Origin of the sequence: Shewanella sp. UCD-KL21, from assembly GCF_001957135.1 — a bacterium.
In the GTDB taxonomy this organism is placed as follows: Bacteria; Pseudomonadota; Gammaproteobacteria; order Enterobacterales; family Shewanellaceae; genus Shewanella.
The window spans coordinates 1-12,677 of record NZ_MPHK01000029.1; the positions used below are offsets into that span (position 1 = coordinate 1).

General features: G+C 42.3%; 14 protein-coding genes and 1 pseudogene. 4 read left to right on the top strand and 11 right to left on the bottom strand.

All coding sequences use genetic code 11. The annotated features are described in order from the left end of the window. The 5 genes and pseudogenes from BM739_RS18340 to BM739_RS20745 all read right to left on the bottom strand — a co-directional run. A pseudogene (locus BM739_RS18340) lies at positions 1-266 on the bottom strand (IS110 family transposase); the annotation flags it as partial. A gap of 117 nt (positions 267-383) precedes the next feature. Further along, positions 384-1,316, bottom strand: coding sequence for a dihydroorotate oxidase (locus BM739_RS18345; protein ID WP_076543089.1), 933 nt, complete (start codon positions 1,314-1,316; stop codon positions 384-386). 248 nt (positions 1,317-1,564) lie between these two features. Then, positions 1,565-2,353 carry an oxidative stress defense protein gene (locus BM739_RS18350; protein WP_083698217.1) on the bottom strand — a complete coding sequence of 263 codons (789 nt, stop codon included), beginning with the start codon at positions 2,351-2,353 and terminating at the stop codon, positions 1,565-1,567. Positions 2,354-2,535: 182 nt separating this feature from the next. Beyond that, on the bottom strand, positions 2,536-3,561 hold the full coding sequence (locus BM739_RS20740) for an amidohydrolase (protein WP_368483160.1): 1,026 nt from the start codon (positions 3,559-3,561) through the stop codon (positions 2,536-2,538). Next, entirely contained in the window at positions 3,558-4,190 is a 633-nt protein-coding gene (locus BM739_RS20745) for an amidohydrolase family protein (RefSeq protein WP_368483161.1), read from the bottom strand. Before BM739_RS20745 ends, BM739_RS20740 begins: the two co-directional genes overlap by 4 nt. Positions 4,191-4,566: 376 nt before the next feature. Between BM739_RS20745 and BM739_RS18360 the strand changes: the two genes are divergently transcribed. From BM739_RS18360 to BM739_RS18375, 4 genes are all read left to right on the top strand, one after another. Then, on the top strand, positions 4,567-5,418 hold the full coding sequence (locus BM739_RS18360) for a GGDEF domain-containing protein (protein ID WP_076543090.1): 852 nt from the start codon (positions 4,567-4,569) through the stop codon (positions 5,416-5,418). A 227-nt stretch (positions 5,419-5,645) separates the two neighbouring features. After that, complete coding sequence (locus tag BM739_RS18365; RefSeq protein WP_076543091.1) at positions 5,646-6,011, top strand: hypothetical protein; 366 nt, start codon at positions 5,646-5,648, stop codon at positions 6,009-6,011. A gap of 181 nt (positions 6,012-6,192) precedes the next feature. Then, positions 6,193-6,600, top strand: a complete 408-nt coding sequence (gene rimI, locus BM739_RS18370) for a ribosomal protein S18-alanine N-acetyltransferase (RefSeq protein WP_254843587.1) — start codon at positions 6,193-6,195, stop codon at positions 6,598-6,600. A gap of 60 nt (positions 6,601-6,660) precedes the next feature. Continuing rightward, entirely contained in the window at positions 6,661-6,879 is a 219-nt protein-coding gene (locus tag BM739_RS18375; protein WP_076543093.1) for a DUF6500 family protein, read from the top strand. Positions 6,880-6,949: 70 nt separating this feature from the next. Here the strand turns inward: BM739_RS18375 and lipA are convergent, their stop codons facing one another. The 6 genes from lipA to mltB all read right to left on the bottom strand — a co-directional run bounded on the left by lipA (position 6,950) and on the right by mltB (position 12,582). After that, positions 6,950-7,915 (bottom strand): lipoyl synthase, encoded by a 966-nt coding sequence (gene lipA, locus BM739_RS18380; protein ID WP_076543094.1) that lies wholly within the window; start codon positions 7,913-7,915, stop codon positions 6,950-6,952. Between the two features lies 1 nt (position 7,916). Continuing rightward, positions 7,917-8,567 carry a lipoyl(octanoyl) transferase LipB gene (gene lipB / locus BM739_RS18385; protein ID WP_076543095.1) on the bottom strand — a complete coding sequence of 217 codons (651 nt, stop codon included), beginning with the start codon at positions 8,565-8,567 and terminating at the stop codon, positions 7,917-7,919. Positions 8,568-8,669: 102 nt separating this feature from the next. Continuing rightward, entirely contained in the window at positions 8,670-8,936 is a 267-nt protein-coding gene (ybeD, locus tag BM739_RS18390; RefSeq protein ID WP_076543127.1) for a DUF493 family protein YbeD, read from the bottom strand. Between the two features lie 278 nt (positions 8,937-9,214). Further along, positions 9,215-10,405 carry a serine hydrolase gene (locus tag BM739_RS18395; RefSeq protein ID WP_076543096.1) on the bottom strand — a complete coding sequence of 397 codons (1,191 nt, stop codon included), beginning with the start codon at positions 10,403-10,405 and terminating at the stop codon, positions 9,215-9,217. Between the two features lie 280 nt (positions 10,406-10,685). Then, positions 10,686-11,501, bottom strand: coding sequence for a septal ring lytic transglycosylase RlpA family protein (locus BM739_RS18400; protein ID WP_076543128.1), 816 nt, complete (start codon positions 11,499-11,501; stop codon positions 10,686-10,688). A gap of 49 nt (positions 11,502-11,550) precedes the next feature. Next, positions 11,551-12,582, bottom strand: a complete 1,032-nt coding sequence (mltB, locus tag BM739_RS18405) for a lytic murein transglycosylase B (protein ID WP_076543097.1) — start codon at positions 12,580-12,582, stop codon at positions 11,551-11,553. Positions 12,583-12,677: the final 95 nt, after the last annotated feature.

Sequence of the window (12,677 nt, forward strand, 5' to 3'; positions counted from 1 at the left end):
TTTTTATTGGTTTTAACATAAGGCTTAACGTACTGCGGGGGAATAAGTTTAACCTCATGACCGAGGGCTTGGCATTTTCTTGCCAACCAGTGGGAACCACCACATGATTCCATTGCTATCATCGTTTGAGGTGTTTGCGCTAAAAATTGAATAAGTTTTAAACGGCTTAAGTGTTGACGAAATTGTTCACGACCAGTGTGATCATGCCCAACAAGGTGAAAAGAAGATTTGCCTAAATCGATTCCAATGACTTTAATAGTAGACATGATGGTTCGCCTCTTTGATTGCCAAACTCTAATTTTAGCTTAGGGGTGAGGCGGACTATCTAATTAAGCCACCGTGAATACAGTGGCTTGAAAGTGCATTGGAAGTTTGAATCGCGATTAAAGCGGTTTTAATTTGCCTTTAGCGTCATTAATACACTGATAGCCTTTAGCCTGCATAAAATCAGCGAGTTCAGCTTCAATGCGCTCAAAGCAAGCTTGGCCTTCTTTTTCAAAGCAGGTTGCAATTTGTACGGCATCTGCACCTGCTAACAAGTATTCAAAGGCATCGATGCCGGTTTTTATTCCGCCAACCCCAATGATTTGTACGTCATCATCTAGCAGTTCTCTAAATGCACGGACATTGGCTAAACCTACAGGTTTAATATAATCACCACATAAACCGCCAAAACCGCCCTTAGGTTTGATGATAGGTTGTTCTGTATAAGGGTCGATAACTAGCGTGTTGCCGATGGAGTTAATGCAGGTGATGAACTTAACTGGATACTTTTTGATGACATTGGCTGCTGCCACAAAGTGCGACATATCAAAATAAGGCGCCAGTTTAATGCCAATTGGTTTACTGCCAAGGGCTGTTAGCGCAGCGAGTGCTTTATCGGTTTGTTCGAAATCATAAGCGACTTGCGCTTTACCTGGGATATTTGGGCAAGAGAAGTTCACTTCGATTAGGTCAACATCACTGTTTTGAAAGGCGCTAACCATTTCAATATTATCTTCAATGCTAAAGCCTGAAATACTCACAATCACAGGTTTACCTAATGCTTTAAGCTTTGGCACCATTTCTAAATAAGCTTTGTAGCCTAAATTGGGTAAGCCCATCGATTGAATCGAACCTAAAGGTAAATCTTTATAGCGTGGCTCAGGGTTGCCTTCGCGCGCTTCCATAGTACAAGATTTAGTGACCACAGCAGCCGAGTGTGACTGGGCGATAGTGTGCAGTTCATCCCAAGTGGTACATTTGGGGCCAGAGGCGTTCATCAAGTAACTGTCTAAGCTAATACCAGCAATTTCAGTGGATAAATCGATTTTCATTAAGCTACCTCTTGGTGGAATAAACAATAGAAAAGCATGTACAAATTGCGAGGTAGTTTATGCTGCAGAACAATAGCGGTATTGATTAAAAACAATAAAGTGGGCAAATGTGAGATTAATTTTTAAGAGTGTTAACTTGAGCGCATAAATGGTGCTGTTATTGATACGCGGTTCTTTATGCGCTGTTCTTTATGTACGAGAAGGGCTGGCGATGAACGATTGCCGTTAATCGCCATTTCAGTTAATCACTATTTTAATTTGTAAGTCACCTCGACACGCTCCTCAACACTGACTTGACCGTATTGATAGCTTTCAGCGACGTCACTTTGCATTGCCGCCATACGCATCATTACTGGTTGTACCGGTTGTTGGGTTAAGTAGCTGATTTTCCATAGGCCATCGAGTTCACGTTCAAACCCTTGGGCCAGTGATTGGGCTTTTTGTTTGGCATCTTTAATGGCGGCTTGTCTTGCTTGCTCAATTGCTGCAGTTTGGTTTGATGACGATAAGCTGATGTGCTGCACTTGATTAATGCCTTCTTCTAAAGCGGAGTCCAAAATATCGTTAAGCTTAGGTAACTGCTTGATAGTGACAATCACTTGTCTGTTCGCGCGGTAACCCACTAACTCTTTGGGCTGCTGTGATGGATAGTGATATTGCGGCTGAATGGATAAATTGGCACTTTCTATTGCGCTTTTTTCAACCCCTGCAGCAGCTAAGCGTTTAATGAAATTAGCGACAGCTTGATCTACGGCCACTTTTGCTTGTTTCGCGTCATCTTTAGTTAGGCTCACTTGCACTGTGATGTTAGCCATGTCTGGCTCGATCTTGATTTGACTTACCCCAACGGTTTCAAGGTGGGGGAAACTTAATTCAGCAGCGTTAGCCTGATGAGGGATAGTTGCCAATGCTAGCGTTGTTGATAACAAGCTTGCTGATAGCAGGCGCACTGAAGCAAGGCGTGTTGAACGAGAGCCTGTTGTAAATAGGCCACTGAATAGGGTTGATGTTAAAAAGCGAGTTGTTGAGGTGGTCATCTTGTGCTCCAAAGCAATAAATAAGGTTTTAAACAACCGAGTTATTGCTATTAACGAGCGCAAAAATGAAAAGGGTTAATTATTTTATGATTATTTTTAAACTGATTTTCTCGGCTGAGTGGCCTCAGTTAATCGCTAAATATAACTGAGGTATTTGTTAGCACAGACTATGTTATTTTTCATTATTCAAGGCGCTGACCATTAACCCAAGTTTCCAGCACCTTAGTTTTCCAAATATCTTCTGGGTTAATAGCAAAAATATCTTTATCAATCAGAATAAAATCTGCTTTATGTTTAGGGGCGAGTTGGCCAATCATTTGCTCTTGATGGGCTGCATAAGCAGCATGGGTGGTAAATGTGGCTAAAGCTTCAGTTAAATTCATGCTCTCGCGTCGATACCAGCCATCAATGGGCTGATTGTCGTGATCTTGACGAGTCACCGAGGCATGTAAGCCATAAAAAGGATTTGGCGACTCAATGGGAAAATCAGACCCTGCGGCAATAATCGCATTGGCATTAAGTAGCTTACGCCAAGCGTAGGCGCCTTTAATACGGGCGTTACCAATTCGGTCTAACGCCATGTTTTTATCACTTGTGGCGTGGGTCGCTTGCATTGATGCGATAACATTGAGTTGCGCGAAACGTGGAATATCGGCTAATTGCAGCACTTGGGCGTGTTCAATTCGATGGCGTAAATGACGGCTGTTACTTGCGGCGATATTGGCTTGGTAGTGATCTAACACTATTTGATTGGCATTATCGCCAATGGCGTGGGTATTGACCTGAAAACCGGCATCCATGGCCTGTTGAATCGTATCGCCCAACTCTTTTTCAGAATAGAGCAATAATCCTTTGTGGCCAGCTAAATCGCTATAGTCTTCAATCAATGCAGCGCCGCGACTGCCAAGGGCGCCGTCGGCGGATATTTTTACGCTGCTGATGTGTAATTTATCTGAGCCTGCAGCCATCGGGCCCGCCTGCATCATCTTGTCAAACTCAGGGTCTTGAGCATCTATCATGGCGTACACGCGAATTGGCAGTTTATCGGCATAATCAAGTGCCTGATAAGCCGCGATAGTGTCACTGCCAATACCAGCATCATGGACACTTGTTAATCCCTGCTTAGCCAGCGAAGTAAGCGCTGTTAGCAGTACCTCTTGTTGCTCGTTAATAGAAGGTTGGGGGATTTTAGTGGTAATAAGGCTCATGGCATTATCAATAAATACCCAGTTGGTTGGCCATCAGCATATTTAATAATTTCACCACCTTCAGGGCTGGTGGTGGCAGAGCTAATACCAGCGATTTTCATCGCAGCGCTATTGGCCCAACCGGCGTGACCATCAATACGAACTAACCATACAGGCGTATCGGGAAAGACTTTATCCAGTGATGCGGCCACAGGAAAGTTTTGTTGTGGCCATAACACTTGGTTCCAGCCGCGTCCTTGTATCCATTGCATTGTTGGTTGTAATTGCCTAAATGCTACAACAGTTTCGACGGCTTGTTGTTCAGTCATGCTGTCACGTAACTGGGCTCGCATAAGGCTTAATCCATAGCTTAAAACGTGACCATGGGCATCGATAAGGCCTGGTAGTAAGGTTTTGCCTTGTCCATCAATTCTTACAATACTGGAGTCAGTACTGTAGGGAAGGCGTTCATTTTCAAGGTAGATTTTTTCAATGGTATCGCCGTTAAATTGTAATGCTTTAAACTCAACTAACTTACCATTACTGACAGTATAGCCATTGATATTATTGATAAGTTTACTTTGGGCAAGGCTTGTTAACGGGGTAAAGCAAAGGCAAGTGAGTAATAGTACTTTATAGTTCTTAAGCATGATTAAACGGGTCCATGTTCTTATTATTGGTTATTTTGACGTATCTTAAATACAAAATGCCACACTGTTGCCAAAATGTTAACTGCTTTGTTTTGAAAGTGACCTTTGAAACTAGGTCTATAGTGCTTTGGTGGTTAACATTCATCTCGAAAGATCAATGCTCCCTCCTTATTCAGTTGGCTAAATCTTGAACATCGATGTTTGCGATGAAGTGGTATACTTGAAAGTTATGTAATAGGTTAATATTTAACAATATTTATATTAATTAACCTTATCGGTTTCAGCGAATTCCCATGCCAATGTCTTTTATGGCAAAGAGCTTCGATAACTGTAGCAAATGAATCGAATACGATTTTGACAACTGTTTGGGTGTGCTATGGATTATGTTGCTTTATTTTTGGTGCTGGTTGGAAGCATCGGGCTGGTGTTATCGTTACGCCCAGCTTATGCCATCTGTGCTTATTCTCAGTTTAGTAATAAAGGCTGGTTGACGCTGTTATTGTTAATTGGATTATTTATTGTCAGTTACCTCAGTTATTTATCTTTATTATTTAACTCTGCCACTGAGATTGATTTTATACAATTAGTAGTGGCTGGTATTTTCTTCGCTGGCGGCGGGTTTGTGTACTTGGTGACGAACCTAAGTAAGCAAACAATTATGGATATTGATGTGTTATTGCAGCAAAAGCACCATCAAGCGAACCATGATTTGTTAACCACATTAGCCAATCGTCAGCACTTTTATCGCCATATGGATCAAATGTTAGCGCTAAAAAGTGAAGGTTTTTATTGCTTAATGTTAGACATTAACAATTTTAAAATGATTAATGACACGTTTGGGCACCCAGAAGGGGACCGAATTTTAACAGTGATTGCCCAGCGGATCTTGCAAGTCGTACCTGAAAATAGCTTAACGGCCCGTATTGGCGGTGATGAATTTGCGATTATTATTCCTGATACCGCCACTCTGAATATTTCTGATGTGGCGAAAGATATTGAAACTGCGCTACTGATTGACATTCCTTGCGCTGGACATTTGATTGTCATTGCCGCCAGTATTGGAATTTCTCAGTATCCAGAGGATGGGCAAGATAGCAAAACCTTAATAAAGCATGCCGATATCGCCATGTATCACGCAAAAAAGAATGAAATGACCCATCAGTATTATCAATCTCATCTACCGACAACAGCGCTACCAGAGTCTGTTTTAGATGCTGAAAATCGTTAGGGGTCATTATTCTTAAAACTGAATAGCGAGTGGTGAATATCGCTCATTCTGAAGAACCTAGGGCTCCTATTAACCAGATATGTATTTACCAAGGTTTTTAAATTATTGCGGTTTTTTGTTGTTAAGGCTTTAATTGGATTAAATCTACCCAGCTCAAGCTGATTTGCTCTCACATTGTGGTTAATGAACTGCTATTCTAGTGACGAGATCATTGATAGAGAATTACTATGGAAAAATCAGCTTTTTTAGATGCCATGGGCGTAACCCGTTGGCGCAGCGCTGATAGCCAAGGCAAGCCGTATTTAATTATTCATGATGACGGTGATGATATTAGCCAGCATAGTTTGGTTAAAAGCGTGTTGTCGCTATTACATATTGATGAGTCACAATGTGAGTTTGATACTGAAATGGTCAAAGGCATGCAGGTGGTTTGGGATATGCGAAAAATGCGCGTCCGTCCACGAGTGGCTTGGATTATTACCGATCCTATTGAGGCATTATTGCAAGGCCATCAAGGTAAGAGAGAGCTGTGGCAACAGCTTTGTTTGCAGCTTGATAAAACGGCTTCGATGGATACAAATAAGTCAGCTTAGAACTTAGTTGCTGACTGTGGCGATATAACACATTGATTAGTTAAAGCTTAGATTAGTTAAAGCTTAGATTATGTAAAGCTTCGATTATTCAAACTCCCACTATTGAAGAAACCTTATGACTTCTACTTCTCCTCAAACCCGTTTTACTATTTCGCTATTATCCCCTGAAAACACCGCTGCAATGTTTGAAATCGAGTCTGCCGTACATTCTCACCCTTGGAGTTTAGCTAGCTTAGGAGACTGTTTTGGCCGCTTATATCGCGTTTATGGAGTCTTTGATAAAGATGAGCTTATTGGTTTTGCCATTGTGCAGCAAATTGTCGATGAGCTGACGTTATTAGATATTTGTATTGCGCCGAATCAACAAGGAAAGGGTCTAGGAAAGCAGCTACTTAATCATGTTATCTATGATGCTAAAGTGAAACAGGCAGTGGTGGTGATGTTGGAGGTTCGACAGTCTAATCTTGCCGCCATTGGCTTGTATAATACATTAGGTTTTGTTGAAGCAGGTCGCCGCACGGGTTATTACCCAAGCGTAACTGGCCGTGAAGATGCTATCTTGATGGATTACAGGTTATTGCCAGAATAAATGACTGAATGAATCATATGCTGAGTAAATTAATATTGTTAAACCAATAAAGAGCGTTAAATGAGAGAGTCGTTAAGAGCCAAAATAATCCAAGTGTGCGATAAAAAAATTGCCGCCAAAGGCGATAATGTTGGTTTATCATTTTATGCCTTTTTTGCCAATAAGAACGATGACCCGATATTATTGATGGAAGCTGCGACTTGGTGGATTGAAACTCATCAACTTGATCATTTCGTTAAAGCCCATGTGATTAAAGCAATGGTTCAAGCTGGTAAGTAATACTATTAATAACAGACATTAAAAACGGCGCTCTAGGCGCCGTTTTAGTCTCTTAGGAAGCAAATAAAGCTTACTTCACTTCTTTACCTTGCGCTTGTAAATCCGCATGGTAGCTTGAACGTACAAGCGGGCCACAGGCTGCATGGGTAAAGCCAATCTCGTCAGCTAATGCTTTTAGCTCATCAAACTCTGCTGGTGGCACGTAACGCTCAACCGGTAAGTGGAACTTACTTGGTTGTAAGTATTGACCTAAGGTTAACATCTCGACGTTATGAGCACGTAAATCACGTAATACATCGGCGATTTCTTCGTTTGACTCCCCTAAGCCCATCATTAAACCTGACTTAGTTGGAACATCAGGGTGACGGTCTTTAAAGCGTTTTAGTAAATCCAATGACCACTGGTAATTTGCCCCTGGGCGCGCTTTACGGTAATGCATCGGCGCTGTTTCAAGGTTGTGGTTGAACACATCTGGTGGCTCAGTGGCTAAAATATCTAAAGCGGCGTCAATACGGCCACGGAAATCAGGCACTAAAATTTCAATTTTAATTTCAGGATTTAAGATGCGGATTTCACGAATACAATCAGCAAAGTGCTGTGCGCCGCCGTCACGTAAATCATCACGATCTACAGAGGTGATCACCACATATTTAAGCTTCATATCTTGAATGGTTTGCGCTAGTTTCTTAGGCTCAGCTGCATCAGGCTTTAGTGGACGGCCGTGGGCAACATCACAAAAAGGGCAACGACGAGTACAAATCGCCCCTAAGATCATAAAGGTGGCAGTACCGTGGTTAAAGCATTCAGCAAGGTTAGGGCATGAGGCTTCTTCACATACTGAGTGCAAACCGTTTTTACGCAGTGCTGATTTTATATCAGTAATTCGCTGGTTTGATGCAGGGAGTTTTACTCTTAACCAATCTGGTTTACGCAACATGGTTTCACGTTCAGATGGAACCACTTTAACAGGGATACGCGCGACTTTTTCAGCATCACGCAATTTAACACCGGGTTGTAATCTTTCAGGCCTATTCATTTTATTCTGCTAATCCTTGATGATGTACAAGTTCTTGGTAGCCTAATACTTGGCTTAATGTTTGAATCAGTTTATCGCCAGCTTCAGTCACGGTTTGTGGGCCGCCTAAGGCTTTGCATTGCACCATTTCAAGTCCGGCATAACCACAAGGATTAATGCGCAGAAATGGTGCTAAATCCATATCGACGTTGAGGGCAAGGCCATGAAAAGAGCAGCCTTTACGAATGCGTAACCCTAATGAGGCGAGTTTTCGCTCGTCAACATAGACACCGGGTGCATCTGCTTTGGCGTAAGCATTGACATCGTACATGGCGAGCATATCAACGATGCTTTGCTCGATATTATTCACTAATTGTCTCACACCGAGTTTACTTCTTTTTATGTCAATGAGTGGATAGACAACCAGTTGGCCGGGGCCGTGATAAGTGACTTGTCCGCCGCGATCCACTTGGATCACTGGGATATCGCCAGGATTGAGAATGTGTTCACTTTTGCCTGCTTGGCCTTGGGTGAATACCGGTGAATGTTCAACTATCCATAGCTCGTCGTTGCTGTCACTGTCGCGATTGTCAGTGTAACTTTGCATGGCATGCCAGACCGACTCGTAATCTTGGCGGCCAAGATGCCTGATATGTAACGTCTGAGTTTGCAAGGGCAAGCTCTCCCTCAAAAAAGTTGGCTTATTATACGCACCTATCACTGAAATAACATCAAAGTGATAGGTGGATCACGTTTTATACCATTTTGAGCGGTGTTAAAGTACGCGGTTTACACCTTCAATTGCAGCAAGATCTGTATAAACTTGCTCAATATGTTCTTTACTGGTAACAGTAATACGAATTGATACTGCGTAGTAGGTGCCTTTGCTTGATGCTTTGACTGTTGGCGCATAATCGCCAGGTGCGAGTTTTTGCGCTACAGCAACGATGCGATCAGCTAAGGTATCGTCAGCATTACCGATGACTTTGAATGGGCATGAATTTGGAAAATCCATTAGTTCGCCAAAGTTTGTTTCTAACATGTGTTTGCTCTCTACGGTTGAATGCGCCTGTTTGTAGATATTACAGCAGGTACAGTTGAAGCTGTTATCACTTCTATATGGGGTAATTATACTGTAATACAAGTCTGCGAGCAGCGTTTGATGGTCATTTTTACTGCGCCATTGTAATTTATTACCTAAGGCGTTAGTTTTGCGCTGCTGCTTCGATAACAATAAAGCCACCCGAAGGTGGCTTTATTGTAGATATCAGTTTGTTTAACTGACCATTTTGCTAATTATTTAGAAAATAGCTTAGCTTATTATTCACCAAACCAGCCTTCAAACATTTGCTTGAAGTAATCCATCAATTTGCTAAACCAGCTGCCTTCATTCACTTCATTTAAAGTGACTAATGGGAATTGAGCTATGTCTTTGCCATCTAATTGGAAGAAAACACGGCCAACAGTTTCGCCTTTCGCTAACGGCGCAGTTAGTGGCTTAGTTAGCTCGAAGTTGGCTTGTAAGTTTTTAGCTTGACCACGATTAATGGTAATAGGCGTGTCGGTAACAACACCTAAATCAACCGTTTCACGATCGCCATACCAGATTTTTTGGGTAACGAAGGTATCGCCAGCTTTATATGGGGTAATGGTTTCAAAGAAACGGAATCCGTAGTTAAGCAGCTTTTTGCTTTCAGCTTTACGGGCTGACTCGCTGTTAGTACCCATCACCACGGTAATAAGGCGCATACCGTCATTGGTTGCTGAAGATACTAAGTTGTAACCCGCACCTGATGTATGACCCGTTTTGATGCCGTCAACATTAAGGCTGTTATCCCACAATAGGCCGTTACGGTTATATTGTTTAATGCCGTTAAAGGTGAAAGATTTTTCTGAATAAACACGGTATTCATCTGGCACATCACGAATTAATGCCGCGCCTAGCAATGCCATATCATAGGCGGTGGTTTTGTGATTATCAGAATCTAAACCATGTGAGTTTTCAAAGTAACTTTGGGTCATGCCCAGTTGCTTTGACCACGAGTTCATTAAGTCAACAAAGCCATCTTCGGTGCCGGCGATATGTTCAGCCATTGCCACACAGGCATCGTTACCCGATTGAATGATAATGCCGCGGTTTAAATCTTCGACCGTGACAGTTTTACCCACTTCAATAAACATTTTTGACGAATCTGGGAAGTTTTTAGACCAAGCTTTTTTACTGATGGTTACTTCATCATCTAAAGAAATATTACCGACTTTAACTTCATGACCAATAACATAACTGGTCATCATTTTAGTTAAGCTAGCAGGGTTAAGTGATTCATAGGCATTGCTTTCAGCAATCACGCGCCCTGAATTGTAATCCATTAGAACATAAGCTTTAGCGGCGACAGTCGGCGCATTAGGCATAACCATAGGTGCATTAGCTGCGTTGGCTGCTTGAGATGAAAAAGATACCGCAGAAAGCAACAGCAAAGATTTTAGGGGAGTGTTAACAATATTCATCATTAAATTGGCACATCTCTGGTCATTGTAGAAGGTGACGTCGTTTAGGGTTTATTTTAACTTAGCGTGTTTGATGTGCTAGTGAAAGCACCAACAAACGCATTTATCAAAAATAGCATAAAAACCAAGCAAGATTATTACTTTAAAGCATCTTTAGTCGGTTTCTATGAATAAACGACATAATTAAAAACATTATATCATTAGTCTTCAATAATTTTACATTAAGCTTCATTAACATAAATAAATTGTCAGACAGGCTAATTTATTATTTTTCAGAAACTGGTTATTTTTTAGGGTACATCATATAGCTATTGGGGTGACCATCTTGTTTTAGCTGCACTAATAGCTTATTGGCTAAGTAGCGCTGCCCTATTGGACCCAATTGCAGTCGATAAAAGCCGTTGGCCGCTTCAACTTTTGCCGGCACTTGATACTTTTGCTCAAGCTCTTTTGCCAGCACATTAATCCGCACCAGATCTTTAGAGGCCACTACTTGAATAAAATGCACGCTGGAGTCTTTTAGTTCATCTAGCGCCATTGATTCAGGTGACTCAATATGAATGGTTTCAATGCTGACTTTAGCCGTGCCTTGTTGCAACATACCAATTTTGTAGGCCGCAGCGTAGGATAAATCAATGATGCGCCCTTCATGGAATGGACCACGGTCATTGACTCTGACAATCACTTGTTTGTTATTAGCCTCATTAGTGACCCGCACATAACTTGGTAACGGCAAGGTTTTATGGGCTGCTGACATGGAGTACATGTCATAGGTTTCGCCATTTGATGTTAAGTGACCATGAAACTTTGACCCATACCAAGATGCGCCGCCCGTTTGTTTAAAGCCTTTCGCGCTCGACATCACCTGATATGACTTGCCGCGCACAGTGTAGTTTTGCTGGTTCCCTTGGCGGCTATAGGGCTCATACTTTGGGTGAGCATCTTCAACCTTACTGACATCGGGGGCACTTTTAGGGGCGCGATCATCTCTCAGTTGATAGCGATTATCTTGGCTACTTGAGCTTGATGAACTTGAACACCCAGCCAATGCGCCGCATAAGCCAACCAGGGTCAAACTAATGAGTGATTTTTTTAGCATGTCATATTTGATGTGATAGTTTATTTGACTGTTCATGTGAGTGCACATCTTATTCATTGCCATCAGCAGGGGCTGAACCTGAGTGGTACGCAGCGGCTAATTGCTGGCTAAATTGATATACCGCCATGGCGTAAAGTGGGCTGCGATTGTAGCGGGTAATCACATAAAAGTTATTAAGCCCTAACCAGTAGTCAGTTGCTTCCGGCTGCTCAAGTTTGATCAGCAACGCAGATTGCGCCGCATCAATATCTTTAGCAACCGCTAGGGATAAACTTGGGGTCAAGATATCTGCCACTGTTTGTGTCGGCTTGCCTTTAAGCCATACCTTGGCTTTAGGTGCGGTTTCAACGGTGTGATTTAATTTAAGGGCAACAGGCGCGCCTTTTTTCCAGCCGTGTTGGTGGAAATAATTAGCAACACTGCCAATCGCATCCGGCTTACTATTAAGTAGATCTCGGCGGCCATCACCGCTGAAGTCAACCGCATAGTGGCGATAGCTTGATGGAATAAACTGGCCATAACCCATAGCGCCAGCGTAAGAGCCTTTAAGATTGTCGTTATCTAATTGCTCTTCTTTAATTAATGACATCAGGTTAGCAAATTCTTTTCTGAAAAAGGTGGCTCTAGGTGGATAGTAAAAGCCTAAAGTATAAAGCGCATCTTGCACTTTATAGTTACCCATGTAGCCGCCGTAGTAGGTTTCGATACCGATGATGGCAACAATGATTTGTGGGTCAACTTGGAATTTTTCAGAGGCCTGCTTGATGGTTTCAGCATTTTCTCGCCAAAAGGCTAAGCCTTTTTCTAAACGGGAGTCAGTTAAAAATATCGGATAATACTGGTGCCAAGGTTTGGCTTCCCAAGGTTTGGAAATCGCATCAAGTACCGCTTGATTATGATTAGCAGAAGATAGGAACTGCTGCACTTCTTGTTCGGTAAAGCCCTTGCTCACTTGTTCAGTGATAAAAGCCTGCTTTAGTGCGCTGACTTCTTGTTCTGTTGGCTTTGTTGGCGCCGCAAAAAGTGTTGTTGAGCTGAGAAGTAATGCCAGCGCTGCTGCGATTTTAGTTGTTATTTGCATTTAAGGTCCTGTGTAATTGGACTACCGCGAAGTGATGTCAATTCAGCTGCGCGGCAGTTTTCCTTATTAAATTATTCCATTAGGTTTGGCTGGGG

Bases quoted from the DNA above. Each gene is read 5' to 3' on its own strand.
- BM739_RS18395 (WP_076543096.1), bottom strand. From the start codon at position 10,405: ATGATGAATATTGTTAACACTCCCCTAAAATCTTTGCTGTTGCTTTCT.
- BM739_RS20740 (WP_368483160.1), bottom strand. From the start codon at position 3,561: ATGAGCCTTATTACCACTAAAATCCCCCAACCTTCTATTAACGAGCAA.
- lipA (WP_076543094.1), bottom strand. From the start codon at position 7,915: ATGAATAGGCCTGAAAGATTACAACCCGGTGTTAAATTGCGTGATGCT.
- rimI (WP_254843587.1), top strand. From the start codon at position 6,193: ATGTTTGAAATCGAGTCTGCCGTACATTCTCACCCTTGGAGTTTAGCT.
- BM739_RS18400 (WP_076543128.1), bottom strand. From the start codon at position 11,501: ATGCTAAAAAAATCACTCATTAGTTTGACCCTGGTTGGCTTATGCGGC.
- BM739_RS18365 (WP_076543091.1), top strand. From the start codon at position 5,646: ATGGAAAAATCAGCTTTTTTAGATGCCATGGGCGTAACCCGTTGGCGC.
- BM739_RS18375 (WP_076543093.1), top strand. From the start codon at position 6,661: ATGAGAGAGTCGTTAAGAGCCAAAATAATCCAAGTGTGCGATAAAAAA.
- BM739_RS20745 (WP_368483161.1), bottom strand. From the start codon at position 4,190: ATGCTTAAGAACTATAAAGTACTATTACTCACTTGCCTTTGCTTTACC.
- mltB (WP_076543097.1), bottom strand. From the start codon at position 12,582: ATGCAAATAACAACTAAAATCGCAGCAGCGCTGGCATTACTTCTCAGC.
- BM739_RS18350 (WP_083698217.1), bottom strand. From the start codon at position 2,353: ATGACCACCTCAACAACTCGCTTTTTAACATCAACCCTATTCAGTGGC.
- BM739_RS18345 (WP_076543089.1), bottom strand. From the start codon at position 1,316: ATGAAAATCGATTTATCCACTGAAATTGCTGGTATTAGCTTAGACAGT.
- ybeD (WP_076543127.1), bottom strand. From the start codon at position 8,936: ATGTTAGAAACAAACTTTGGCGAACTAATGGATTTTCCAAATTCATGC.
- BM739_RS18360 (WP_076543090.1), top strand. From the start codon at position 4,567: ATGGATTATGTTGCTTTATTTTTGGTGCTGGTTGGAAGCATCGGGCTG.